This is a genomic window from Paenibacillus albicereus, from assembly GCF_012676905.1.
Classification (GTDB): Bacteria; Bacillota; Bacilli; order Paenibacillales; family Paenibacillaceae; genus Paenibacillus_O; species Paenibacillus_O albicereus.
This window is the reverse complement of the sequence record NZ_CP051428.1, coordinates 1,484,153-1,509,341: the sequence shown is the minus strand read 5'-3', so window position 1 is coordinate 1,509,341 and position 25,189 is coordinate 1,484,153. Positions and strand designations below refer to the sequence as shown.

25 protein-coding genes are annotated in these 25,189 nt (G+C 64.3%); 6 read left to right on the top strand and 19 right to left on the bottom strand.

The window, feature by feature from the left end; translation table 11 throughout:
• Positions 1-5: 5 nt before the first annotated feature.
• The 9 genes from HGI30_RS06695 to HGI30_RS06655 all read right to left on the bottom strand — a co-directional run bounded on the left by HGI30_RS06695 (position 6) and on the right by HGI30_RS06655 (position 10,223).
• Positions 6-2,225: a hypothetical protein gene (locus HGI30_RS06695; RefSeq protein WP_168906914.1), complete on the bottom strand. Its 2,220-nt coding sequence runs from the start codon at positions 2,223-2,225 to the stop codon at positions 6-8.
• 133 nt (positions 2,226-2,358) lie between these two features.
• Positions 2,359-3,003, bottom strand: coding sequence for a hypothetical protein (locus HGI30_RS06690; RefSeq protein ID WP_168906913.1), 645 nt, complete (start codon positions 3,001-3,003; stop codon positions 2,359-2,361).
• 10 nt (positions 3,004-3,013) lie between these two features.
• Positions 3,014-3,226 (bottom strand): Flp1 family type IVb pilin, encoded by a 213-nt coding sequence (locus tag HGI30_RS06685; protein ID WP_168906912.1) that lies wholly within the window; start codon positions 3,224-3,226, stop codon positions 3,014-3,016.
• A 33-nt stretch (positions 3,227-3,259) separates the two neighbouring features.
• Positions 3,260-4,150 (bottom strand): type II secretion system F family protein, encoded by an 891-nt coding sequence (locus HGI30_RS06680; protein WP_168906911.1) that lies wholly within the window; start codon positions 4,148-4,150, stop codon positions 3,260-3,262.
• A 13-nt stretch (positions 4,151-4,163) separates the two neighbouring features.
• Positions 4,164-5,006, bottom strand: a complete 843-nt coding sequence (locus HGI30_RS06675; RefSeq protein ID WP_168906910.1) for a type II secretion system F family protein — start codon at positions 5,004-5,006, stop codon at positions 4,164-4,166.
• The gene (locus HGI30_RS06670; RefSeq protein ID WP_407945012.1) at positions 4,996-6,276 is read right to left on the bottom strand and encodes a TadA family conjugal transfer-associated ATPase; all 1,281 of its coding nucleotides are present in this window, start codon (positions 6,274-6,276) and stop codon (positions 4,996-4,998) included. The genes HGI30_RS06675 and HGI30_RS06670 overlap by 11 nt, the downstream gene beginning before the upstream one ends.
• Positions 6,273-7,397 carry a P-loop NTPase family protein gene (locus HGI30_RS06665; protein ID WP_168906909.1) on the bottom strand — a complete coding sequence of 375 codons (1,125 nt, stop codon included), beginning with the start codon at positions 7,395-7,397 and terminating at the stop codon, positions 6,273-6,275. The genes HGI30_RS06670 and HGI30_RS06665 overlap by 4 nt, the downstream gene beginning before the upstream one ends.
• Positions 7,398-7,608: 211 nt before the next feature.
• Positions 7,609-8,268: a fructose-6-phosphate aldolase gene (fsa, locus tag HGI30_RS06660; RefSeq protein WP_168906908.1), complete on the bottom strand. Its 660-nt coding sequence runs from the start codon at positions 8,266-8,268 to the stop codon at positions 7,609-7,611.
• A gap of 161 nt (positions 8,269-8,429) precedes the next feature.
• On the bottom strand, positions 8,430-10,223 hold the full coding sequence (locus HGI30_RS06655) for a M3 family oligoendopeptidase (RefSeq protein ID WP_168906907.1): 1,794 nt from the start codon (positions 10,221-10,223) through the stop codon (positions 8,430-8,432).
• 170 nt (positions 10,224-10,393) lie between these two features.
• Between HGI30_RS06655 and HGI30_RS06650 the strand changes: the two genes are divergently transcribed.
• Positions 10,394-10,618, top strand: a complete 225-nt coding sequence (locus tag HGI30_RS06650) for a YycC family protein (RefSeq protein ID WP_168906906.1) — start codon at positions 10,394-10,396, stop codon at positions 10,616-10,618.
• Positions 10,615-10,848 carry a hypothetical protein gene (locus tag HGI30_RS06645; RefSeq protein WP_168906905.1) on the top strand — a complete coding sequence of 78 codons (234 nt, stop codon included), beginning with the start codon at positions 10,615-10,617 and terminating at the stop codon, positions 10,846-10,848. The genes HGI30_RS06650 and HGI30_RS06645 overlap by 4 nt, the downstream gene beginning before the upstream one ends.
• 75 nt (positions 10,849-10,923) lie before the next feature.
• On the opposite strand, the gene HGI30_RS06640 is transcribed toward HGI30_RS06645, so the two are convergent.
• Together HGI30_RS06640 and HGI30_RS06635 are read right to left on the bottom strand one after the other, a co-directional pair.
• The gene (locus HGI30_RS06640; RefSeq protein WP_168906904.1) at positions 10,924-11,643 is read right to left on the bottom strand and encodes a DUF2225 domain-containing protein; all 720 of its coding nucleotides are present in this window, start codon (positions 11,641-11,643) and stop codon (positions 10,924-10,926) included.
• A gap of 35 nt (positions 11,644-11,678) precedes the next feature.
• Positions 11,679-12,074 (bottom strand): globin domain-containing protein, encoded by a 396-nt coding sequence (locus tag HGI30_RS06635; protein WP_168906903.1) that lies wholly within the window; start codon positions 12,072-12,074, stop codon positions 11,679-11,681.
• Positions 12,075-12,491: 417 nt separating this feature from the next.
• Between HGI30_RS06635 and ylbJ the strand changes: the two genes are divergently transcribed.
• Together ylbJ and HGI30_RS06625 are read left to right on the top strand one after the other, a co-directional pair.
• Positions 12,492-13,568: a sporulation integral membrane protein YlbJ gene (gene ylbJ, locus HGI30_RS06630; RefSeq protein ID WP_168906902.1), complete on the top strand. Its 1,077-nt coding sequence runs from the start codon at positions 12,492-12,494 to the stop codon at positions 13,566-13,568.
• 93 nt (positions 13,569-13,661) lie between these two features.
• Entirely contained in the window at positions 13,662-14,489 is an 828-nt protein-coding gene (locus tag HGI30_RS06625) for an NAD kinase (protein ID WP_168906901.1), read from the top strand.
• Between the two features lie 127 nt (positions 14,490-14,616).
• Here HGI30_RS06625 and HGI30_RS06620 read toward each other — a convergent pair whose 3' ends face one another.
• The gene (locus HGI30_RS06620) at positions 14,617-15,636 is read right to left on the bottom strand and encodes a YutD family protein (protein ID WP_235680348.1); all 1,020 of its coding nucleotides are present in this window, start codon (positions 15,634-15,636) and stop codon (positions 14,617-14,619) included.
• Between the two features lie 31 nt (positions 15,637-15,667).
• Positions 15,668-16,564 (bottom strand): lipoyl synthase, encoded by an 897-nt coding sequence (lipA, locus tag HGI30_RS06615; RefSeq protein WP_168906899.1) that lies wholly within the window; start codon positions 16,562-16,564, stop codon positions 15,668-15,670.
• 312 nt (positions 16,565-16,876) lie between these two features.
• Between lipA and HGI30_RS06610 the strand changes: the two genes are divergently transcribed.
• Complete coding sequence (locus HGI30_RS06610; RefSeq protein WP_168906898.1) at positions 16,877-17,893, top strand: M23 family metallopeptidase; 1,017 nt, start codon at positions 16,877-16,879, stop codon at positions 17,891-17,893.
• A 67-nt stretch (positions 17,894-17,960) separates the two neighbouring features.
• Here HGI30_RS06610 and yunB read toward each other — a convergent pair whose 3' ends face one another.
• From yunB to HGI30_RS06595, 3 genes are all read right to left on the bottom strand, one after another.
• On the bottom strand, positions 17,961-18,902 hold the full coding sequence (gene yunB, locus HGI30_RS06605; protein ID WP_235680347.1) for a sporulation protein YunB: 942 nt from the start codon (positions 18,900-18,902) through the stop codon (positions 17,961-17,963).
• Positions 18,903-19,044: 142 nt separating this feature from the next.
• A complete protein-coding gene (locus HGI30_RS06600) occupies positions 19,045-19,422 on the bottom strand; it encodes a hypothetical protein (protein WP_168906897.1) in 378 nt (125 codons plus the stop codon).
• Positions 19,423-19,450: 28 nt separating this feature from the next.
• Entirely contained in the window at positions 19,451-19,879 is a 429-nt protein-coding gene (locus tag HGI30_RS06595; RefSeq protein ID WP_168906896.1) for an RrF2 family transcriptional regulator, read from the bottom strand.
• 247 nt (positions 19,880-20,126) lie between these two features.
• Here HGI30_RS06595 and HGI30_RS06590 point away from each other — a divergent pair, with 247 nt between their 5' ends.
• Complete coding sequence (locus HGI30_RS06590; protein WP_168906895.1) at positions 20,127-21,560, top strand: glycosyl hydrolase; 1,434 nt, start codon at positions 20,127-20,129, stop codon at positions 21,558-21,560.
• A gap of 125 nt (positions 21,561-21,685) precedes the next feature.
• Here the strand turns inward: HGI30_RS06590 and HGI30_RS06585 are convergent, their stop codons facing one another.
• From HGI30_RS06585 to HGI30_RS06575, 3 genes are all read right to left on the bottom strand, one after another.
• On the bottom strand, positions 21,686-23,437 hold the full coding sequence (locus HGI30_RS06585) for a glycoside hydrolase family 13 protein (protein WP_168906894.1): 1,752 nt from the start codon (positions 23,435-23,437) through the stop codon (positions 21,686-21,688).
• Between the two features lie 261 nt (positions 23,438-23,698).
• Positions 23,699-24,487: a TrmH family RNA methyltransferase gene (locus HGI30_RS06580; protein WP_168909765.1), complete on the bottom strand. Its 789-nt coding sequence runs from the start codon at positions 24,485-24,487 to the stop codon at positions 23,699-23,701.
• Between the two features lie 11 nt (positions 24,488-24,498).
• Complete coding sequence (locus HGI30_RS06575) at positions 24,499-25,182, bottom strand: potassium channel family protein (RefSeq protein WP_168906893.1); 684 nt, start codon at positions 25,180-25,182, stop codon at positions 24,499-24,501.
• Between the last annotated feature and the right edge of the window lie 7 nt (positions 25,183-25,189).

Genomic DNA, 25,189 nt, shown 5'->3' with positions numbered 1-25,189 from the left:
CCGAGCTATCCGTAGGACCAGCCGGCAATCGATGTCGCTTCATACCTGCCTCCTGTCACTTGTCCGTCCAGCAAGCCTGCATGTCCGGCAAGACGCGCCAAGCCGGGCAGGAACCAGAGCGGAATCGAGCCGGACAGCGCGACCGACATTCCTGTCGGCACCTGGTCGAGCCTTGCCCCCGTCCGATGCTCGATGATCCCCGCCATGCGGCTGAGCGGTTTGTCTCCCGTACCGTGCGCCAGCATGAACAGACGCATGTAATCCAAATACCCGAGCCGCACCGGAGCATATTTGGAGAGCTCCGATGTCCCCGTCGCCCCAAGCTCGCGCATATCGCCCAGCGCATGCTGCAAGCCGTAGACGCCTGCCATGGCCAGCACAAGCAGCGGATGGCCGGCGGCACGGCTGGCGATCAGACCTTCCATCGTGCGGATCGCCAGCCGCAAAGCGAACAGTTCGCCGTATGCGGCAGCGAGATTAGCCCCGGGGTTGGCATATCCGTATAAAATGTACTCCAGCTCCTGCTGGCTCAGCGAGGCAAGCTCCGTCGGAGCCTCCTGCGAACTCCCTCCGACGAGCAGCGTCTGCAGCCTTCTCGGGTCCATGGAAGAAAACCGGCGGGCGCCATATTCCGCCATCAGCAAGCGCTCGCCGCCTGCCGCCAGCAGCGATTCCAATCCGGCCAGCACGCCGCTGCCCGTGTTCTGGGCATCGGCGATCGCCTCGTCCGCCGTGTCGACTACGTCCGCGGGGCCGTCCGTCTCTGCTTGTCCGCCGCCACTGTCCGCCCGCTGTCCAAGCGATTCGTTGAAGGCACGATTCGCTGCGCTCAACTGCTCCACCTTGCCGAATTCCTCCAGCTCGGCTTGCGCGGCCTTCAACCGCTCGAACCCATCGAGCATCTCTTTCGCCTGTTTCCAGAGGCTGTCCGCCTTTTTCTTCTCGGCTTCCCGCAGCCCCTTGCTGTTGTCCGAAGCCTTCAGCATTTCTTTCCGTTCCTGCAGCTCCTGGCCGGGTGAAACATAAGCTTGCCAGTAAGGCTTCAGCTTGTCGGCGAGCAAGGCGGCATCGGCCAAGAGCAGCGGCACAAATTCCAGGGACCGCTGCGTCAAAGCCTGCTCCAGACGTCTGCCTGCGACCGATGCTTCAGCCGCGAACGCGCGCAAGCGCGATCCTTGCCTCTGGAGCTCCGATTTTGTCTGGTCGAACCAGCTCCGACCGAGAAGCAGTCCCGACAAGTCGGCTGCGCCTCCCGCCGGCGCAGCCGATCCCGCAGGAGGCGCCGCTGCGGCTGGCGCTGAAGCGGCCAGGCGCTCCAGCTCCTTCTCCGCTTGCAGGGCGAGCTCCAGCTGCTGCAGCGCCTGGCCGATGAGACGATCATGCTGGTCCGCTGCGGGAGCAAGCTCGAGCAAACGGCTCGCCGCTTCGCCGGCGGCGGCTTCATAATCTTGTATCGATGCGGTATTCAGCATGGGCGGACTCGGAATCGGGGAACCCGGCAGGCCTTCAGCGCCTGTGGGCGCTGCCAGGAGCGCGGCTTGATAGGCGGCTTGAGCGGCTTCATCGGCAGCCAGCCACGCCAAGTAAGGGCCGTAGCCGTCCGCCGCCGCCTTGAACGTGTCCGCCTGGCCTAGACCGGGCAGCGGGACCAGCCCGTCGCTGCCCGTTTCGCTTGCGACGGCGGCGGCGGCTTCGCCAAGCTCCAGCATCTCGGTCAACGCGCGCTGGCGCTTGTCGAAGATTTTCTCCGACTGCTGGAGCATGTCGATCTCTTGCTTAGCCTGCTGCATCGAGCCCTCCAACGGCCGAAGCTTGTCGAACAGCTCCAGCGTCATATCGATCGGTCCTTTGATCTTCATCTCCTGCTCGATCTGGCGGCGCAGCACAGGCCACTCGCCGAGCATGAGCGCCGGCTGGGCCGACGGCTCGCCGAGACGGAGCTGAAGCAGATCGACCCGCCGCATCGACGCGTCATCCGCGTTCGCCGTCCGATCCGACAGCCCGTCCCGTCCCCTCGAGGCGTCAAGCGCCTCTGCTGCCAGCTGCGCGGCATCGGTTCCTCCTCGCCCGAAGAGGCCGTACCGCTCGTACAGCGGCTCGTCATAGGCGGCCAGCACCGAGCGCACCGACGACCCGGCCAGGCTGTCGAGCTTGTACTGAAAGGCCGCGATCCGGGAATAGTCGATAAGAAGCGCCATCAGCAGCAGGACTGCCGAGACGGTCATGCAGGTCCAGATCGTGACCGCGCCATGCGTCGAACGGAAGCCCGAACCGCCCGTCCGCTCATCCGGGCGGCAGGGCTGGAGACTGCAGCCGGAGCATTCTCCGCCTCGACGCCCGAAGGCTGCCGCGCCTCTCTTAAGGACGGCCCGAAGCATATTCGGTCAGCGCCTTTCCCGCCGAGGATGGCTGCACGTCACGGGAGGAGCGGAATTTTGCGGTATAATAGCGCACCAGATCCACACTGCGGATGAATTCGACCGGATCGGTAACGACGGCCGATGCCCGAACGGCCGGCGCCAGTCCTTCCGCCGCCGCGACCGGCAAGCGCAATCGGGCTTCCGTGCGCCGCTCCAGCCCCTCTCTCCGGTAGGCGAACTCCCCGCGCAGCTCCGGAGACAGCCGAGCGGCCGCCTTGCTCAGCTTCGTCGCAGCGAGCGAACCATTCGAAGATGGCGCCGCCGGCAAAGCGATGCTCGCGGTAGTCTCTCCGGCGGCAAGTCCGAACAGGCCTTGGAGCAGGCTGTCCTGAGACAGCCGCCCGTACAAGCCGTCGTCCTGCCCGGCAGGAGGCAGGCCGGATTCCTCCCGCTTGCTGTTGTCCCAGTGCAGGGAAGCCGCTTCGGCAGCACGGGCCGCCCCGCTTTGCAGCACGCTTCCTTGGAAGATGAACAGCGCGGCGATCATCCAAGCGAACGTCACGGCAAGCAGCAGCGGGAAAACCGAGGCTGCCTCCAGCGCGAGGCTGCCCTCCGCCCCGGCTGCGAGCCGCTTCAGCAGCATCGGCTTTTCATCATTCGAAAATCTTGTTCGCCTGGTCATCGGCTTTGCCCATGAGATTGTTGATGAGGTCGATGATCCATTCCTTGAAGATGAGGGCGATGATGATGACGACCGCGATAATCAGGATGATCTCCAGCGTGCCCAGTCCTTCTTCGGAACGGGCAAAGCGCTTCAGCGCCTCGTTCAAGCGGACTTTCCGATTCAGCCATACGTTTCGTTTCATTGTCGATTCCTCCGTAAGTGAATGATTGACTTTCTAACCGCCCATCATCAGGACGGCCGGCGCTCCGACGACTATCATCAGGATGAAAAAGATGCCGACAAGCGGGAATACGAGCCGGGAAGAGGCCTCCTCGCCTCGGGCTCGGGCCGCGCTGCGGCGCTTGTCCCAGAGGGGAATGGAAATCTCTTTCAGCGCGAGGGACAGCTGGTCGCCTCCCCGGCGGTAATTCAACAGCAGCACGGTCGCGAATACGGAAGCCTCCTGCACGGCGCAGCGGCGGCTGAACGATTCGAGCGCGGCGCTGAACGGGTGGCCGCTCGCCAGCAGCTGGACCGTCCTCGCCAGCTCCGCATGCAGCGGATCATCCGCCCCGCCCCGCAGCGGCCGCTCGGCGCAGCGCGCAAGCGCTCTCTGCACCGTTTCTCCCGCACCGACGAGCAGCGTCAGCTTGCCCAGCAGATCAGGCAGCCCGAGCAGCAGCTCCTGCTTGCGGCGCTGCGCCTTGACCTTGATGTCGCGGAGCTTACCCGCCGGCAGCAGCAAGCCGGCGAAGAGGCCGAGCCAGGCGATGAGCGGCTCGCCCGCCGCCGCGGCGACGAGCCATCCTCCCGCTGCCGCCGCATAGCCTCCGGCAACGGCCGATGCGGCCAGCCGCCTCGTATCCGACGTCGTCCAACGCTCTCCTTGAAGCGGGACGAGCAGCGCATGAAGCGCCGCAAGCCTGTCTTCGACCGCCTGCGGCATGCCGCTGCGGGCGGCTAGCCGCAGCAACGCTTCGCCGCCGAGCAAACGGCCGATCCGGTCTCGGTCCCTCGTCCTGACGCCGGACCAAGCTTCGCTCCAACCTCTGCGCCAGCCGAGCGTGACCGTCGCCATCGCGATCCAGGCCATCGCCATGACGAGGAACCCCCATCCATATCCCATCCGCTCCACCTCCTCACAGCCGAATGTCCATGATTTTAAGCATCAGCCAGCCGCAGGCGGCGAACAGCAGCAGCGCGGCGGTAAGCAGCCCATATCCCGCTGCGCCGGCATAAAGCGGCGCCATGTAGTCCGGCGCGGCGACATGAAGGAAGCCGAGAAAAGCGAACGGCACGCCCAGCATGATTCTCGACTCGAATTTCTTTTGGGCGATCAGCACCTGAATTTCCTGGTTGACCTCGATCCGCTCGCCGATCAGCTGGGAGGTGCGGCGCACGATCTCCACCAGATCGCCGCCCGTGCGCTTGCACGTCGTGAATACGTCCGAGAACTGCATGATTTCCTCGACGCCGGAGCGGACGGCAAAGTCGAGCAGTCCCGACTCCAGCGTCTCCCCGTTGGCGCAGCGGCGGCGGATGCGCTCGAGCTCCAGCAGCAAGTCCGTGCTAGCCCCCGTATAAATCAGCCTGAGGTCTCCGATCGAAGCGAAGAGGGCGTTTTCGACCGAACGGCCGGCAGCAAGCGAGGAAGAGAGCGAGAAGAGCATCTCCTTGAAGTGGATCCGAAGCCTGTCCTGCCTCTTGGCTCGCGCATGCTCCCGATAAAGCGAAGGCGCCTTGATGCCGACCAGGGAAGCCAGCAGGGCGACGGCAGCATTCAAATAGAACAGGTATGCCGCCGCAAAGACGAGAGCGGCTCCAACGGCGAACGCCACCCAGAACTGGCGGCGGCTCAGCTCGTACCGGCTGTAGTCGGCTCCAGCTCCGGCGGAAGCCGGCTGCTTCCGCCCTCCGCCTGCCGGCCATCCGAGGCGCTCCAGCCCGCGCTCCAACCCGCGTGCCGCCCGTTCAATCGCCATCTTCGAGACCCTCCTTGCCGGAAGAGCCGCCCGCTGCGGAGCGGGGGGCGCCGCCTCCGCTGCGCTCCCACTTGTCGCTTCGGCGCAAAGCGGCCTCCGTGCGCCGAAGCCGCGCCGCTCCGTCGGGCCCCGGCTCGAAGCGAAACAGCGGCTCCAGCCGGATTTCCCCTCCCTCGATGCCCGCCAGCTGGCAAATCTCCAGCACCTTGCGCGTATGATCGCGCATCCTCGACAGATGCACGATGATATCGACCGCCGAGAGGATCTGCTGACGAATGGCGGCTACGGGAAGCTCCGCCGCCGCAAGCACCATCGTCTCGAGCCGGCCGAGCATGTCCTTGGCGCTGTTGGCGTGGCCTGAGCTCATGCTGCCGTCATGCCCGGTATTCATCGCGGCCAGCATGTCCGCCGCCTCCTCGCCCCGCACCTCGCCGACGATGATCCGGTTGGGACGCATCCTCAGCGAAGCTCGGATGAGCTGGCGCATCGGCAGCGCTCCTTTGCCCTCGGTGTTGGCGTTGCGGGTCTCCAGCCGGACCAGGTTCGGCGCCTGCAGCTGCAGCTCGGCGGAATCCTCGATCGTCACGACCCGCTCCTCCTCGGGGATCGAGCGGGACAGCGCGTTGAGGAAGGTCGTCTTGCCGCTGCCCGTGCCCCCGCTGACGAAGATATTGAAGCCTGCGCGCACAAGCCTCTGCAGGAAGGCCGCCGCTTCGTCCGTCAGGCAGCCGCAGGCGATGAGCCCGTCCATCAGCAAGGGCTGCTTCGGAAATTTGCGGATCGTCACGACCGGTCCCGACAAAGATGCGGGCGGCAGGACGATATGGACCCGCGAGCCGTCGGCGAGGCGGGCATCGACGATCGGCGAGGATTCGTTGACGACGCGGTTGACCTGCGCCACGATCGCCTGGATGAGATCCTCCAGCCGCTCTCGGCTCTCGAATTGTTCTCGAAGCGGCTCGACGCGGCCTGCGCGCTCCGCGAACAGCTGCCGATGCCCGTTGATCATGATCTCCGTAATGGAGTCGTCCTGGAGCAGCGGCTCCAGCACATCGAGTCCGCGAAACGAATGGAAAAGCTGCCTCACGAGCCGCAGCCGTTCGCTCGAGACGAGGCGGGCGCTGCCTTCCCAGCGGTCGACTGCCTGCTCCACCGTCCGCATCAGCTCATCGTCGCCGATCTCTCCGCCGGCATCGATCGCGGCCCGTATCTGCTCTCTCAGGCGTGCCGTCCCATCGCGGTCCGGCCTTGCCGCCATCTGTCCGCTCATAGGCCCACGCTCCGCTTCGTCCCACAGCCGAGCCGGTCCAGCAAATCCCCTGCTGCCTGGATATAGGCGGGAGCGGCCGATTCGATGCGGCCGATGCCGGGATCGTAAGGGAGCTCCGCCGCAAAAGCCGGCAGAGAACGGTCCGCGGCGCATTCTGCAACGCGATCCTCCTCGGCGTGAGGCCGGACGCGGCTCCGGACGAAGAGCATGCGGCTGCGCGCTGCCGCCGCCGCGGCAGGATGCGTCAGCCTGGCGGCCTCGAACGCCAGCCGAGTCTTGCGCCTGGCGACGGCCGAAGGCTCGGCGAGCCAGACGACGGCGTCGCAACGCTCCAGCACGGCCGCCGCCGCATCGTCCAGCACGCTGTCCATATCCGCCACGATCAGATCGTACAAGCCGCTGCCGGCCAGCGCCTCCAGCAGACGAGCGGCATCGTCGCCGGTCATCGCCTGCCGTTCTTCCGGACTCGGAGCCTCGCCGATATAGTCGGTTCCCATCCGCCGGCTGTAGCGGCGCACGCTCGTCAGCCGGGCCGGAAAATCCGGCTTGTCCGCCTTGAGCGCATATAGCAGCGCTTCGACCCCCTCTCCTGAAGCCTCGCCCGGTTCTCGCAGCTGCAATCCGGAAGCATCGAAGCGCTCGAGGTTGAGATACAGCGCGCGAAGCCCGCGCTCTCCCGCCAGGCGGGCCAGCCAGAGCGAGCACGTCGACTTGCCCGCTCCGCCGACAGGGTCGCATACGGCGACTACGGCAGCCCCCTCTCCCCCTGCGCGGAGCCGCTTATCGCCGCTGCCGGCAAGCAGCGCCTCGATGCCGGCCAGCAGCTCCGGCACCGGCTGATACTGGAGCAGCTCGGGCAATCCGCCGCCTTCGCCGCGGCGCCGCACGAAGGCCGCCGCCGGAATGCCGGCGGGCAGCTCTCCCGCCTGCTCCAGGAGCGACGGCTGCGCCAGCACCAGATGGACCGCATAGCCTCCTTTTAAATACTGTCGCAGCGAATCCCCCGTCGTGCATGCCGTCAATCTCCATCGGCTGCCGAACGGCGAGTCCCTCACGCCAGCCGCCAGCCTTCGCATATATTCCGATTCTGCCGCCGCGACGACAATCTCAAGCCTGGCCATCAGGCCGATCCCTCCCTGGACGCAAAAAAGCACCGCAAACAAGCAGTGAATCTGCTCGTTCGCGGTGCTTCCGCAAGGTCATTCGATTGAATTGAGACGACTATAGCATGCTCCGATTCAGCCGGTCAAGCCTTCTGGAAGGGAGGACGGCCCCATTCAAAAAACGATCGTTAAATCCATATCGGCATAACGCCTTGCATCCAAACGTAGATCAGCCCTTGGCCAAAGCGGCCTGCATCTTGTTCCAATCCGCCGTGAAGCGCTCGATGCCGATGTCCGTAAGCGGGTGCTTCCAGAGCGTCGGCAGGAGCGAGCCCGGGATCGTGGCGATGTGCGCGCCGGCAAGAGCCGCTTCCTTGACATGCTCCAGGCTGCGGATGCTGGCGACGATGATCTCCGTCTGGAAACCGTAGATCTTGATGATAGCGGACAGGTCCCGCACCAGGTCCATGCCGGTCATGCCGATGTCGTCCAGCCGGCCGACGAACGGACTGATGAACGTCGCGCCGGCTTTCGCAGCCATCAGGCCCTGGGCGACGGAGAAGACGAGGGTGACGTTCGTCTTGATGCCCTTTTGCGCGAGCGCATGGGTGACGTACAGGCCATCCTCGGTGAGAGGCACCTTGATGACGACGTTCGGCGCCCACTCGGCGATCTCAAGCGCTTCCTTGAGCATGTCCTCGCTGGTCGAGCCCGTCACCTCCGCGCTTACGGGACCCGGCACGATCCGGCAAATTTCCTGTACGACTTCCTTGAAGACGCGGCCTTCCTTGGCGACGAGCGTCGGGTTCGTCGTCACCCCGTCCACCAGGCCCAGCTTGGCGACGCGCTTGATTTCCTCGACATTGGCGGTATCCAGAAAGAATTTCATCGGCTCGCTTCCTCCTTCATTTCCTAGGAAATAGAATCTCTTGAAGCCCTTCCTGACGAACAGGATACGCTTCGTACGGAGCGGTTTCAACCCTCTTTATGGAATCTTCATGCGCTTCGGCCAAGCTTCATCGAACCTTCAGGCTTCTGCAGCCGCCCGGCTTATTCCGTCAGCTCCAGGAATTGACGGATGTCTTCGCCGGTCAGCGCCACCGCGCTGCGCCAGAATTCCTCCTGCTGCAGGTTCGTGCCCAGATGCTTGAGCGCAAGCTCCTCGACCGTCATGCTGCCCGTATCGCGCAGCAGGCTGACGTACTGCTCGGCGAAGCCGGGACCGGCCTCCTTGGCGCGGGCGTACAGGCCGGCGCTGAACAGGTAGCCGAACGTGTACGGGAAGTTGTAGAAAGGCGTGCCGGTGAAGAAGAAATGCAGCTTGGCCGCCCAGAAATGCGGATGCGCCTCTCCGATGGCGTCTCCATAGGCTTCGCGCTGCGCCGCTTCCATCAGCTCGTTCAGGCGCTTGACCGATACCTCGCCGGCGCGGCGCTCCTCGTAGAAGCTGAGCTCGAACAGCAGGCGGGCGTGGATGTTCATGAAGAACGCGACCGCGTTCTGGATCTTCAGCTCCAGCAGCGCGATCTTCTCCTGCTTCGTCTTGGCCAGCTCAAGCTGGGACTGGGCGACGATGATCTCCGCGAAGGTCGAGGCCGTCTCGGCGACGTTCATCGCATACTGCTTGGAGAAGGAAGGAAGATCCTCCATGACGTAGGAATGGTAGGAGTGTCCGAGCTCATGCGCCAGCGTGCTGACATTGTCCACCGTGCCGGAATACGTCATGAAGATGCGTGTCTCTCCCTTGACCGGGAACGAGGCGCAAAAGCCGCCGGGACGCTTGCCGGGACGGTCCTCGGCTTCGACCCAGCCGTCCTTGAGCGCCATCGCGGCGAACTCGGCGAGCTTCGGATCGAAGCGCGCGAACTGCTCCTCGATCAGGCGGCAGGCGTCGTCGTAGGCGATCTTGGCCGTGCTCGACTCGAGCGGGGCCGTGACGTCATGCCAGTCCAGCCGCTCGACGCCAAGCAGCTTCGCCTTGCGTTCGAAGTAGCGCAGCAGGTCCTTCTTGCCTTCTTCGATCGCCGCCCACATCGCATGGAGCGTCGCATGCGTCATGCGGTTCATCTTGAGCGGCTCCTTGAGCACGTCGCCCCAGCCGCGCTTGTCGTACAGCTTCAGGCGGAAGCCGGCAATATGGTTCAACGCATCGGCGCACAGCTGCGCATGCTCGGACCATTCGCGCTCCCATTCGGCGAACGCTTCGACCCGGACGTCGCGGTCCGCATCGCTCAGCCGGTTGAACATCTGTCCGGCGGAAAGGAGCTCTTCCTTGCCGTCCTTGTCCTTCGCCTTGAACTTCGCGCGGGACACGATCGTGTTGTACAGGTTGCCCCAGGCATGGTAGCCGTCGACCGCCAGATCGGCCGCAAACGCTTCCAGCTCGGGGCGAAGCTTCTCGCGGGCGTTCTGGCGCCGCTCATTCAGGAAGAATCGCACCGGCGAAGTCTGGACCCAGCTCTCCCAGATCGAGTCCGGCGTACGGCTCATCAGATCGTCGAAGCGGGTGAAGGCGATCGTGTATTCCGCCTCCAGCGACTGGATGCGTCCGTTGAGCGCGGCCGCTTCCTTGTCGTGGACGTTGGCGGCGAGCAGGCAGCCGACAAAGCTGTCCACCTGGCCGAGCCGCGCGGCGATCGACTGGGCGGCCTCGGTCCAGCGTCCCAGCTGCTCCCCGCTCGCTCCGGGCACTCCCTCCGAGCCCGACGCGGCGACAAGCTCGCCGTTCAGACGGGCGACGTCGTCCGAAATTCCTTCCAGTTCCTGCTTCAGCGCGGGCGACGAGGACCCTCCCGGGTAAAATACCTCCAAATTCCAGTTCAGCGGATAGACGGATGTTGGCATCGTATCGAATCCTCTCCTTCCGGCCACGCCCTCTGCCCGCTCGATCGAAGGGCAGCGGCGCCGCGCATTGCGCGGGCTTGTCCGGCCGTGTATGCTACCATTATAGCTCGCGCCGCTCGCCCTCCGCTACCGGAGAGACGGCGGCGCTATTCCGGCAAGGAGGAACCGACATGTCCAGACCGCTGCCCATATCCGCCGACACGGCCGTCAAGCTCGCCAAGCAGCTTGGCGTGCCGCTGGAGCATCTCATGCATATGCCCCGCCATATTCTGCTCCAAAAGATGGCCGAGCTGGCCGGCTCCGAAATAGCCGGCAGCCAGGGAGAGCCGAGCTCCGCTTCCCGCCCCGAGACGCCAGAAGGCAAGCCCGGAACGGGAGAGGAAGAAGGCCGATGATCCCGTTCGAACGATCCTGGCCTTATGACGTCCAGATGAAGGACGTTCTGGCCGCTTGCCCGTTCTGCGGCCGCGACAACGTGCTGCTCCCGCTGCGACCGTCCGACCTGAAGACGATCGCGGAAGGAGCAAAGAAGCTGCTTGTGTTTCCATGCTGCCATAGCCGGGTCACGGTGCTCGATGCCGACAAGGACTACCTGCTGATGGACGTTCCGGTACGCAGCCTGTAGCCGGCGCTCCGCCGCGCCGACCAAAAAAAAGCGTTCCCTGCCGAGAAGCCTCTCGCGGGAACGCTTTTTTTGAATTCAGGAAGGGATGGCTTCCGCTCCGTCATCTTCGACGCCAGGCGCGAACCACCCGGGGATAGAGCCGGAAGGCTGCTCGCGGATGAGCTGCCACTGGCGGCGGCTCGCCTGGATCATTGCCGCATCCATGATGGACGGATCCTGCACGACGCGGGAGAACCACCGCACCGCTTCTCGCGGCTCGTCCAGGCGCCGGTGCAGCTCGCCGATCAGGTACATCAGCTTGGCGTCGTTCTCCACATGCTCATGCTCGAAGACGGACTGGTAGGCCTCCAGCGCGTGGCGCAGGAAGCGGCGCTCCTGCTCTTCCTCGCCGCCGTAGCGATGCAGCCAGGCGATATGGTGGAGCAGCCCGGCGATCAGCCGCTCCTTCTCGCCAATCGCCTGAGCGCTCAGCAGCGCCAGCTTGTAGCAGAGCAGCGCCTGCTCCCTCGTCCTCTCTCCGCGGAAGCTCCCCGGCTTCCAGGAAGGTCCGACCTGGTCGAAGTAGGCTTGCTTCTGGTCGCCCCTCAGCTCGCGGGCGCCGTTCTCCGTCGTCGCGTAGCCGCAGCTCGGACAGACGCGCACGACGTAATAGTCGGCATTGACCTCATGCTTGTAGTAGCAGCAGAAGTCGGTATCGGACGAAACCGCCCGCTTGAAGCTGGACCGGACGCGGGGGGTCGGATACTCGGATTCGCAGCAGGGACAGGATACGACCGATTCATACAGCGGCTCCATGCGCGAATCATCTCCTCTATCAGGGTATCGGGCTCCTAGGATGGATCATCCTGCCCGTCGCTGTTCACGAAATGGTAGGCGGGGCCGGACAAGCGGTCGATGACGAAGCTTCTCAGATCGTCCGGCATGCCGATCTCCCTCGCCGCCGCATCCATGCAGCCGAGCCACGCGGCCGCGTGATCGGGCGTGATGCGGAACGGCAGGTGCCGGGCTCTCATCATCGGATGGCCGTGCTGCTCGGAGAACAGCGGCGGGCCTCCAAAGAACTGCGTCAAAAACTGGATTTGCTTCTCCATAACCGGCGCCAAGTCGTTTTGAAACAGCGGAGCAAGCCGCTCGTTCTGAACGACTTTTGGATAAAAGGCATGGACGAGCCTGGCGATCGCCTCCGCTCCGCCCATAAGCTCGTACGGACTGCTCGGTTTATTCATCGGTAAAGGAACCTCCATTTATTAGGCCTTGCGGTCTATGATGAAAGAACTACTCCAACGGGCTATGAAAGCGCATGCCCATGAAAAAATGCCCGCATCGCGGGCATTCGGATAAGTGGTGGGAACAAGCTTCAGCTTTCGTAATCTTCTTCACCGGGAGCCATGAGGGACTCGCGAATCACATACACAAAAGCGCAAACCAGAATGCCTGCGACAACACTCATTCTCCATCACTCCAAGCCGTTTAGAGTAATGCTATTGTACCATAAAGAAAACGGAAAGCCAGCCCTTTTTGCAAGCGTTTTCTAAATCTTTTTGATTTTTCTGACAATGGTTCGTCCTTCTGATTCCCCCGCTTGTCTCATACAATGGTTCCAGCTATTCCTTCACCATCCGATCCGGAAGGAGCGCCCGCCCATGAGCCGCAAGCTGCTACATCCGTCTGCCTTGACCGCCCTCTGCGCCGCCCTGCTCATGGCGCTCATGGCCTTTTATCCCGCTTCCGTGCTGGCCTCGTCGCTGCGCGGCCTGTCGATCTGGTGGGAGGTGCTGTTCCCCGCCCTATTTCCGTTCTTCGTCCTGTCAGAGCTCATGCTCGGACTCGGCATCGTGCACTTTGCCGGCAAGCTGCTCGATCCCGTCATGCGGCCGGCGTTCCGCATACCGGGAAGCGGGGGGTTCGTGCTGGCGATGGGCTACCTGTCCGGCTATCCCGTCGGCGCGCGCCTGGCGTCCCAGCTTTGGGACCAGAAGCTCATCACCCGGGTCGAGGGAGAAAGGCTCGTCGCGATCACGACGACTTCCGATCCGATCTTCCTCATCGGAGCCGTATCGGTCGGCTTCTTCCACCAGCCCGGGATCGCGCCCGTGCTGGCCGCCGCGCATTACGGGAGCAGCCTCGCCATCGGATTCCTCATGCGCTGGCACGGTCGCGGCGAAGCGGAGGCTGCTGCTCCGGAGCCTCCGCTCCGACGCTCTCCAACCGTCCGCAAGCGGGGCGGCCTCGCCTCCGCGCTGAAAGCGATGCACGACGCGAGGCTGCTGGACGGACGGCCGTTCAGCGTGCTCGTGCGGGATGCCGTCCAGTCAGGGCTGCGGCTCATGATCGTCGTCGGCGGCCTTGTCGTCGTTTTTTCCGTCCTCATGGAGCTGCTGCGCGAGACGTCGCTGATCGGCTTGCTCGAGGCGGCCCTCGGCCTCCTATTCGAGGCTTTCGGAGGCTCCGCCTCCTCTGCCGCCCCCGTCATCAGCGGCCTCTTCGAAGTGACGCTCGGAGCCAAGGCGTCCTCCGAAGCCAGCCTCGACCTTGTGCACCGCACGGCCCTCGCCGCCTGGGTGCTGAGCTGGGCCGGGCTGTCCGTGCATGCGCAGATCGCCAGCCTCGTCAGCCATACCGGGATGCGCTACCGCCCCTTCCTGCTTGCCCGGTTCCTGCACGGACTGATCGCCGCCGCGATGGTATACGTTCTCTGGGGCTGGCTCGGGCCTGCATGAACCGCGCCTTTTCGAAGCCGGCCTCATTGTGTTCAACGGCAATTTCCGCTATCATTTGGATATCCTGATTGATCGGAAGGAGCGCCTGCGTTGTTGAATTATGTGGTATTGAGCCGAGGCGACCGGCTGTCCAACGAGCTGACGGAACGGTTTCACCGGCTGGCGGCCGGACGCGGATTCATCCGCAACGACAAGAAACCGGACATGGTCATCTCCATCGGCGGAGACGGCACTCTGCTTCATGCCTTCCATACCTATCTGGAGCGGATCGAGGAGGTGGCCTTCGTCGGCGTCCATACGGGCCACCTCGGTTTTTACGCCGACTGGCAGGCGGACGAGCTGGAGGAGCTCGTGCGCATGATGGCCGAGCAGCAGCCCAAGCTGGTCCATTACCCGCTCGCCCAGATCGAGCTCGACACGCCGGAGGGAACGACCGGTTATCTGGCGCTCAACGAATTCACGCTCAAAGGCGTGGACGGCACGCTCGTCGTGCAGGTCAACATCAACGACGAGCCGTTCGAGATGTTCCGGGGAGACGGCATGGTCATCTCCACGCCGACCGGCAGCACCGCCTACAACAAGAGCCTGAACGGCGCCGTCATCCATCCGTCGATTCCGTCGCTGCAGCTGGCGGAGATCGCTTCGATCAACAACCGCGTCTACCGGACGCTCGGCACGTCGGTCATCCTGCCGCAGCATCATCACTGCGACCTGCTCTCCAAAAAGGACCAGCGCCTGCTGCTGACGATCGACCACCTCAACATCCAGCGCTCGGACATCCGCTCGATCCGCTGCAGCGTCGCGGAATCCCGAGTCAGCTTCGCGCGCTACCGGCCGTTTCCGTTCTGGAACCGCGTACGGGACGCGTTCATCGACACGAACGAGGGCCAGCCTCAGCCGGATTCGCGCTTCCCGGGCTGACGGACCGCATCCTTGGGCTGTGCCTGCACCGGGCAGGACGAGCCGAGCCCGGCAAAAAGGGACGAAAACGAGCCTTCGCTCGTCTTCGTCCCTTTTTTGCTGTTCCTGGTTGCGATGCCGCTCTGCGCTAGCTGCCGGGCGCTCCGCCCGACCCCGGGCCGGCTGGAGCCTGGCTGCCGCCTGTCTGCGGCTTGCGGCGGCCGCCGCCCTGCGATCGGTCTCCGCCGGAGCGCTCTCCGCCGTGGCGCGGTTCGCCTTGGCGCGGTTCGCCTTGGCGCGCTTCGCCGGGCTGCTGCTGCGGCGCATGCTCGCCGCTGGAGCCGCCGCTGCGGTGTCCGCGCCGATGCGAGCCGCCTCGGCGTCCGCCGCCCGAGCCTTGCGGCGGCTTCTCGCCCTGCGCCTCGCGCGCGCGTTCTCCGCCCTGCTCGCGCTGACGCTCCGGCGCGCTGCCGCCTTGGTCGCGGCGCTCCCGCCGCTCGCGGCGCTCCGCGCCGCCAGCCGGCGCCTGCTCGCGCCGATCGGTCCCGGCGGAGACATGCTCGCGCCGGTCGCCTCGCCGGCTGTCGCCGCCGGAGGCATGCTCGCGGCGCTTGCCGCCATGGGGCGGTCCGCTGCCCTGGCGCTTGCCGCCGCCGGACCGGCCGCCCTGCGGCTGGCGGCGCTCGCCGGCCGCCGCCGCTTCCGTCTCGCCCTCGGCTGACGCCGCTTCGCTTGCCGATCCGCGCTTGGCCCCGGTCGAGCGGTCTGCTCCGCGGCGCCGGTCAGCGGCAGGCGGACGGCTGTAGCTGTCCTCCTCGAAGCGGCGCACGCCCGGCACGATGACGATGTCGCCGGCCGCCGGCTGCTCCGGCGGAGCATCGGGATCGGCGGACGCCGGCTCCTTGAGCTCCATCACGAAGTAGGCGCAGCCGAAGTTGCAGTATTCGTTGATATATTCCATGAGGCTGGAATAGGACGTGTCCCGACTCGCCTTCGGATGGCCATCGCGGTAGAAGCCCTTGAGACGGAGCTGGCTGTAGCCCCAATCTCCGACGATATAGTCGTAGCGCTCCAGCACGTCGCTGTAGCGGTCCCGGAACACCTCGGCGTTCCAGGCGGTCTTATGCTCATGAATCAGCTCGTACTTCTTCGTTCCGACAAAGATCACCGGTAGCCCTCCTAGCGGCCCGGGCGGCCGGTCATGCTCCCGATGCCGCTCCTGCTGCAGATTTGACCTGCTCATGCGCATGGTACGAGCTGCGCACCATCGGACCGGACTCCACGTGGCTGAAGCCCCGGGCGAGCCCGTCTTCCTTCAGCTGCTTGAACTCGTCCGGATGGACGTAGCGCGCCACCGCCAGATGGTTCGGAGACGGCTGCAAGTACTGGCCGAGCGTCAAGATGTTGACGTCGACCGCGCGCAGGTCGTCCATCGAGGCGATGATCTCCTCGTATTCCTCGCCGACGCCGAGCATGATGCTCGACTTGGTCGGGATGGAGGGAGCCATCTCCTTGGCCCGCCGCAGCAGCTCGATCGAGCGCTTGTACTTCGCCTTGGCGCGCACCCGGTCGGACAGCCGCTCGACCGTCTCGATGTTATGGTTGAGAATGTCGGGCTTCGCGTCCATCACGATCCGGAGCGACTCCTCGTTGCCGAGGAAGTCGGGAATGAGCACCTCCACGCTGCAAAGCGGCAGCCGGGCCCGGATCGCCTTGATCGTCGCGGCGAAGATCGAGGCTCCTCCATCCTTGAGATCGTCGCGCGCGACGGAAGTAACGACGCAGTGGCGCAGGCCCATCTGCTCGGCCGCCTCCGCCACCCGTTCCGGCTCCTGCAGGTCCAGCTCGGTCGGCAGGCCGGTCTTGACGGCGCAGAATCGGCACGCGCGCGTGCAGATGTCGCCTAGAATCATGAATGTCGCGGTGCGGTTGGCCCAGCATTCGTAAATGTTGGGGCAGCGCGCCTCCTCGCATACGGTGTGCAGCGTCTTGGAACGCATCATATCCTTGAGCTCGGCATAATGGCCATCGGTCTGAAGCTTGATCTTGAGCCATTCCGGCTTCGGCAGTTTCGGTTTGGGAGCTCTGGTGCTCATCGTATCCCCTGCTTTCGCTTTCTGTCGTTCAGTTGAAAAAAGGCGTAAAACCTGACCTCTAGTATAGCATGCGGCTCGTACGATTTCATGAAAATCGAGGAGGGCAGGCGTTAGGACCCGCTATCGTCCCGGTGCAGGCGAACCGATTCCGCTCCGCCGCCTTGCGATCCCTTCCCGCTTCTCAGTATAGCGACAAGGACTCCGGATGAAAAGTCGAGGATGGCGTTCCTTCGATCCCGTCGGATAAAAACCGATCGGAACGCAGAACCTACGGGAGCGAGCCCAAGTTTCCGGCGGAGGTGGACATTAGCAATGAAGAAATGGATGGCTCTGGCGTTCGCCGCGATGCTGGCCGGCACCTGGCTCGGGCCGTCGGCGCATGCGGCTCCCGCAGACGCGAAGGAGGCCGGGGCTCCGGAGCAGCGCCGCGCCGCCTACGGCCAGATGGCCCTCTTGACCGGCCTGGACTGGGAGCAGGTCGCCGCGCTGGATCAATACGAGCGCACGCTTCGCAAAGCCCGGCCGAAAACGAGGCCCAAGCTCGGCTCCTGGGCGGGCCTGTACGTTTCGACGGAGCAGTGGAGCGGCATGACCAATCCCGACTCCGACGACCGCGACCCGGCATCGATCCGGTTTTTCGGCGGCATCGGCCGCGACGGCGACGGCGACGGCAAGGCCGATCGGAGCAGCGACATCGACCTGCTTTATGCCCAGGCTTCGGCCGTGGCGCGCTTCGGCAGCTCGCCGGACGACTTTTCGATCGGCGTCTGGGAGTTCTATCACAACCAGCGCGCCGTTCAGCGCATCAATCAGTTCTCCTTGCTCTATCGGACATTCGGCAGGCTCGATCTGGACGGCAGCGCTTTTCCCGTGCCGGTCGGAACGGACTATTCCTATCGCAGCACCTGGGGGACGGCGCGCGGATGGGGCGGACACCGGACGCATGAGGGAACCGATATTTTTGCCGGCTACGGCCTGCCGGTGCGCAGCACCTGCTTCGGCGTCATCGAGAACATGGGCTGGAACGCGTACGGCGGCTGGCGCATCGGCATCCGCGATGCGGACAACCGATACCATTACTACGCCCATCTGTCCGGCTTCGACAAATCGCTGCGCAGCGGCATGACGGTCGAGCCCGGCCGCACGATCGGCTGGGTCGGCAGCTCCGGGTACGGCAAGCCCGGCACATCCGGCAAGTTTCCGCCCCATCTCCATTACGGCATCTACCGGGATCGCGGCATGATCGAATGGGCCTTCGATCCGTACCCGCTGCTTCGTCAGTGGGAAAAGGCGGAGTACAAGGCGAAGAAGGCGAAAAGCCGCCGCTAGAAGGCGCGTGCCTATGCCGTTGCCGTCACGTCATGCCACGATGCGCCGACGAACAAGGAGAGGACCCTCACGGGCCCTCTCCTTGTTCGCGTTCCGTCCCGTTCGCGCCGCTCCCGCCCGGGTCGGCTCCGGCGGCTCCTTCTCCCGAAGGCGGAGGGAGCGTAAGCGCGGGCGCCGCGGCCGCGCTGTCGCCGATCGGCTTGCCTTTGCCGTCGTAGTAGTACATCGGCACGTCGCCGACGACCATCAGGTAGGAGATCGGAATTTCCGTATCGACCGTCTGCGACGCCGCGTTGAACGGAATGACGACCGACAGCTCCGTATGGATGCGCATGTAGACCTCGACCAGAATCATGTTGATGCCGGCATCCTTCTGCCTCGTGCTCAGCTCGACCTTGGCGTCGCCGATCGGCTCGAACCGGATCGGCACGCGCGGGCCGAAGGAGGCGAGCAGCGCGCTGTCCAACGCTTGCCCGATCGGCACGCCCTCGCGGAAGTTCTCGCTTTCCTGCAGCGTATGCTGCACCGTCTGGATCGTCTGCGCCGTGATCTTCATATGCTCGTTGTAATTCATCATGAAGCCGCTGACCTTGCCGGAGGCGTCCATCTTCCAGTCGATCAGGCTTTCGAGCTTGGCGTCTGAGGCGACCTGATCGGTAATCGCTTTGTTGATCGCCTCCGTCATGATCTGCTTCACCTTGAGCTGGGCGATCCGCATGAGCGGCGGCTGCAGCTTGCGCTCGAGGTAAAAGTAGCCGTTGACCGTCCCGAGTCCCAGCAGCAGCGCGACCGTCAGCAGCACCCAGCGGCGGCGCCGACGCCGGCGCTGGCGCGGCCGCGCAGGATCTCCGGCCCATGGAGCCGCGCGGCGCGGCCGCGACGGAAGCAGCCGTCCCGCGCTCCTGCTGCCCGGAGTGGAGGAGGACCGGGACAGCCTCATCCTGCGGACCGGCCGCATCGGCAGCGCCGGCAGCCGCCATGCGGCACGCCTTTTTCCCCATCTCGCCATGCGCATCCCCCCCCGGATGTACTTGCTTCCCTACTCATCGTATGCGGACGGCAGGCTCGTCAGAAGACGCAAAAAACCGGCCTGCCAGGGGCGGCAGACCGGTCTGAAAAAGGGACGAGCCCGTCCCGGCGGCTGGTTCAGCTCATAGGATCGACGAGATGCGGTTGACCGGAAACCCGTCACTCCCGCTCCGGCCCGGCTCCGCATCCACGGTCCTGGCGCGCTCCGTCAGCTCCCGGAACCAGTTCTCGTCCCTCGTCAGGAGGGAAAGCTCGATCAGCGTCCGCAGCTCGCCGGCGCCGGCCTGCTGGCCATGGTCGGACAGCTTGCGCACCTTGGAGGCGCGCGCGCCGACGCGCTTGCCGACGATCCGCTCGCGGTCGCTCTGCGTCACGACGACCCGAAAGAATCCGACCGGGTCCGCCGCATCCACGTACCCGATGAACCTCTCGTCCATGACGGTGACTCCGCTTACCCAGTCTCCGACCCGAATCGCTTCCATGCCCGTTTCCATGCTCATCTGCCATTCCTCCCTGCCTATAGTCGCGTCAGGTCGTCGTCTCCTCCGCCTTCACGCGCTGCAGCACGTCTCGGATCGTCATGCCCTCCAGATGCTGGAGCAGCTTGGCCTCCGTGTCCGTGAAGATTTCATCCATCACCGCGGCCATGCGACAGGCGATCAAGCAGTCGCCTTGCTCGCCGCCGGAGCACCAGCCCGGCTTGATCGAGCCGAACGACGTCGCCCGGTAAATCTCGGCCAGCGTCGTCTGCTCCGGCAGGCGCTCCAGCAGGTAGCCGCCGCCGATGCCTTCCTTGGTTCCGATATATCCCTGCTTGCGAAGCAAGCTCATCACTTTGCGGATCCGCGACGGATGGGTGTTCACGTTGCGGGCGATGGAATCGCTCGTCGCCATCCGATCGGGCCGGCTGGCCAAATAGACCAAGCTGTGGACCGCAATCGTAAATTCGCTGTTCATCCGCACGCTCCCTCCCTTTTCCGCCGTACTGTTATTTTAATGGTAACAGTTGCCCTCGTCAATGGCTCGGCCGCCTAATTAAACTTTAATAAACTTATTGAATTTTATTTATAAATATCTATAATGGGTGTTGAAAGCGAATTCATTTCCAGCCGAAGGAGGCGATGCCCGCCTCGGCGCCGCCCGCGCCGGCCGCATCACCGAAACGCTCGGTACGCATCCCCCATCCCTTTGCCCAAGGAGGCCCATGATGAACCATCTGACGCTGCCCCGTCCCCGCTCCATCCTGCTCGCCGCTCTCGCGGCGGTGCTGCTCTCGCTGCTCATCCTGCTCGGCCGCCCCGCCAAGACCGAGGCGGCGATCGTCAACCTCGCCTACAACCGTCCCGTCACCGTCTCCAGCGCGGAAAGCTCCGCCTACGCCGGCGCCTACGCGGTGGACGCCAACGGCAACACCCGCTGGGCATCGGCGTACAGCGACCAGCAGTACATCATCGTCGACCTCGGCTCCGCCCGCCCGCTCACCGGCGTGAAGCTGCGCTGGGAGGCCGCTTATGCGAAAGGCTTCCAAATCCAGACGTCCAACGACAATTCCGCCTGGACGACGGTCTACTCCAACTATAACGGCGTCGGCGGCGTGAACGACATCAGCTTCACGGCCACCGCGCGCTACGTCAAGATGTACGCCTTCCAACGGGCCACGGCCTACGGCTACTCGTTGTACGAGTTCGAAATCTACGGCGACGACGGCAATGGCGGCGGCACGACCGTCGGCGCCGTCAAGCAGCGGATGCTGAGCTACCTGAACAATCTCGGCGGCAAGACGATCGTCGGCATCGAGAACAAGTTCAACAATACGCCGCGCAGCGACAGCGACAAGGTGGCAGGAATCGCCGGCCGCACGCCGTCGTTATGGGGAGGCGACTTCGGCTTCGGCAGCCTCGCGCTCGACAATCGCTGGAACATGATTCAGGAAGCGAAGAACCAGTTCAACAAAGGCGCGCTCGTGACGCTCATGTATCACCCCTGCGCGCCGACCCGAGACGAATATTGCAGCTGGGACGAGATCGGCGGCGCTAATCCCGCCAAGCTGACGTCGGCGCAGTTCACCCAGCTCACCACGCCGGGCACGGCTCTGTACAACAGCTGGATCAGCCGCCTCGACACGATCGCGACTTACTTGCAGGATCTGGAGAACAACAACGTCGTCGTCCTGTTCCGTCCGCTGCATGAGATGAACCAATGCGTCTTTTGGTGGTCCTGCCACAAAGGCCCGAACGGCACCGCCAAGCTGTACCAGATCACCTACGACTATTTGACGCGCACCAAAGGGCTGGAGAACCTCATCTGGGTGTGGAACGTGCAGGACTTCTCCAACCTGAGCACGGAAATCTCCGCCTACAATCCGGGCAGCAGCTACTTCGACATCGCCTCCCTGGACGTGTACAACACCGGCTATACGCAAACCAACTACAATACGATGCTGCAAGCGTCGGGAGGCAAGCCGATCGCGATCGGCGAATGCCAGTTCATGCCGTCCGCTTCGCTGCTCGCCAGCCAGAACAAGTGGATCTACGCGATGCTCTGGCCCGACTTCATCGAGGAGAACCGCAGCACGCTGCCCGGCATCTATGGCGCGTCCAACGTGCTGACGCTCGACGAGATGCCGGGCTGGCGGTGACCGGTACGAGCCGGGACGAGGCGCCAACACGCTAGGCCTGACGACTTGCCGATAAAAAAGCCCTTCCGAAACCGCTTCGGAATAATCATCCGAGGCGGCCCTGAAGGGCTCTTTCTTATGCAAAATCAGATCGTGCCGATCGTCTCCGAGCTGCCGTCCTGCACGGATGGCGCCGCAGAGCCGGAGCCCGCGACGGGCGCGAGGCGGTAGACGCGCGACTCGTACGGCTTCAGCGACAGCTGCGCGATCGGCGCCTCGGCGTCGGCCAGCTCGCTCGCGAGCAGCAGCTCGGTGCGGCGGCCGGCCAGCTCGCCGGCCAGCTCCGCCTGGGCTTCCGCCGAGCTCAGGTTGCAGAGCACGAGCAGCTTTTCCGCGCCCAGCGTCCTCGTGTAGGCGTAGACCTGCGGGTGGTCGCCCAGGATGAGGTCGTACGTGCCGTAGACGAGCGCTTCATGCTCCGCCCGCAGGCGGATCAGCCGCTTGTAGTGATGGTAGATGGAGTCCGGATCGTCGATCGCCTGCTGCACGTTGATATGCGAGAAGTTCGGGTTCAGCTTGAGCCACGGCTCGCCCGTCGTGAAGCCGGCATGCTCGTCCGCGCTCCACTGCATCGGCGTGCGCGAGTTGTCTCGCCCCGTTTTCCAGATGACGCGCATGACGTCCTCGTGGCTCTTTCCGTTCATCGTCTCATAGCGGTACAGGTTCTTGATGGCGACGTCGTTGTAGTCCTCGATGGAAGGGAACTGCACGTTCGTCATGCCGATCTCCTGCCCCTGGTAGATGAACGGCGTGCCCTGCATGAGGAAGTACATCGTCGCCAGCGTCTTGGCCGACTGCTTCCAATAGACGCCGTCGTCGCCCCAGGTGGACACGGAGCGGGGCTGGTCGTGGTTCTCCAGGAACAGAGCGTTCCAGCCGCTGCCTTCCAGCCCTTTTTGCCAGCGCGTCAGCGTCTCCTTGAGCGAGCCGAGGTCAAGGCCCCCCTCCGGGCTGCGGTTCCAGAGGCCGAGATGCTCGAACTGGAAAATCATGTTGAACGCGCCTTTGCGCTCGTCGACCCAGGCTTCCGCGTCGTCGGCGGTCACGCCGTTGGCTTCGCCGACGGTCACCGCCTCGGGATGCTTCGCGAGCGTCTCTTCCTTGAGCTCGGCGAGGAAGCGGTGGATGCCTTCGCGGTTCATGTGTCCGTCGAAGCTCGGCACGAACGGCAGCCCTTGCGGGTTCGGGAGGTCCGGGAAGCCTTCGACCTTCTTGATATGCGAGATCGCGTCGACGCGGAAGCCGTCGATGCCTTTGTCCAGCCACCAGTTGACCATGTCGTACAGCTCGCGGCGCACCGCGTCGTTCTCCCAGTTGAGGTCGGGCTGGCGGCGCGAGAAGATGTGCATGAAGTACTGGCCGGTCTTGTCGTCGAACTCCCAGGCCGGCCCGCCGAAGATGCTCTCCCAGTTGTTCGGCTCCGCGCCGGTCTCGGGACGCGGATCGCGCCAGATGTAGTAGTCGCGCTTGGCGTTGTCCTTGGAGCTGCGGGATTCGATGAACCATGGATGCTCGTCGGACGTGTGGTTAATGACGAGGTCGAGGATGAGCTTCATGCCGCGGGCATGCGTCTCCTCCAGCAGCCGGTCGAAGTCCGCCATCGTGCCAAACTCTTCCATGATGTCCTGGTAGTCCGAGATGTCGTAGCCGTTGTCGTCGTTGGGAGACTTGTAGGTCGGGCAGATCCAGATCAGGCCGACGCCGAGTCCCTTGAGGTAGTCGAGCTTCGAGATGATGCCGGGAATGTCGCCGATTCCGTCGCCGTTGCTGTCCATGAAGGACCGCGGATAGATCTGGTAGGCGGTGGCTTCCTTCCACCAGCGGATGTTGGGAGTCATCGTATTTATCACCCTTTTTACATGTTGTACAAACGTTTGCATGACTCATGATAGCATATTCCTTAACGTCTGGCTTCTGTTTTTTGAGTCTATCTTTTTCCTTGCTGCTATCAGTATGAACCGATTGGAAAGCGTTTAATCGGCGTCCAAACTCCTTCGGATGCTTTTAACCTTTCCTTTGCTCCCCATTTTCGGCAAAAGAAAAAGACGGGCAGAAATGAGCGCGCGATTCGCTTCATTTCTTCCCGTCTTTTTTGTCGGCTAAAACTCCCGCTGCCGCATCGCCTCGTACAGCACGATCGTCGCGGCCATCGCCACGTTGAGCGATTCGCTGCGTCCCTTCATCGGGATGAGGACGCCGTAGTCCATCTGCCCCAGCGACAGCGCCGACAGCCCGTCGGCCTCGCTACCGAGCAGCAGCCAGGTCGGCTCCGTCAGATCGCATTCGTACAATCCGCGAGCCGCCTGCAGGCTCGTGCCCGCAAGCTTCATCCCGCGCGACCGCGCCTCGGGCAGCAGCTCGGCCAGATCGCCCTCGATGACGGGCAAATGGAACAGCGAGCCCATCGTCGAGCGCACGACCTTGGGGTTGAACAGGTCGACGCAGCCCTTGCCCAGCACGACCGCATCCGCTCCGGCCGCGTCCGCGCTGCGGATGATCGTGCCGGCGTTGCCCGGGTCGCGCACGCCGTCGAGCACGACGACGAGTCCGCGCTCGCGCCAGAGCGCCGAGCGGTCCGCCGCCGGCTTGTCGACGACGGCGAATGCCGGCGGCGGCGAGTCGGTGCCGGCGCACTTGGCGAGCACCGCGCGCGAGGCGGCGACGAGCTCGATTCCGGCTCCGCGCTGGCGCAGCGGCGCCTCCAGCTCCGGCGGCAAGCCCCGCTGCTCGTCGTAGACGACGGCGCGCACGGCCGCTCCGCAGGCGAGCGCCTCGGCAATCATATGCGGTCCTTCGGCGAGGAACTGCCCAAGCCGGTCGCGGTGCTTCTTTTCCTGCAGGGAAGCCCATGCCTTGACCTTCGGGTTGGAGGTCGAGGCGATCGTCATCGCCGCGTCGGTCACCGGCTCTTCACCTCGCGCTGCACGTCGAACTCGACCTCGAGCCGCAGCAGGTCCTTGTTGGCGCCGACGATGACGAGCACGTCCCCGGAGCGGATGACCTGGTCCGGCATCGGGGTGATGTCCATGTGGCCGCCGGCCTTGATGCCCAGCACGTTGCATTGGTACTTGGCCCGGATGTCCAGCTGCTTGATCGTGCGGCCGATCATCGCGCCCGGGGCCTCGAACTCGATGATGCCGTGCTCGGGCGTCAGCTCGATGAAGTCCAGCACGCTCGGCGAGATCAGGTGATGGGCGACCCGGAGCCCCATGTCCCGCTCGGGATAGATGACGCGGTCCGCGCCGATCTTGCCGAGCACCTTGCCGTGCAGCTCGTTCTGCGCCTTGACGATCAGCTTCGGCACGCCGAGATCCTTGAGGATGAGCGTTGTCAGGATGCTCGCCTGGATGTCTTCCCCGATGGCGACGACGACGACGTCGAAGTTGCGGATGCCGATGGCGCGCAGCGCCTCCTCGTCGGTCGTATCGGCCGACACCGCATGGGTGACGATCGGCGCCATGTCCTGGATGCGTTCCTCGTCGCTGTCGATGGCGAGCACCTCGAAGCCCATTTCCGACAGCGCCTGGGCGACGCTCGAGCCGAAGCGGCCCATGCCGATGACGGCAAACTGCTTTTTGCGCATGCCTTAC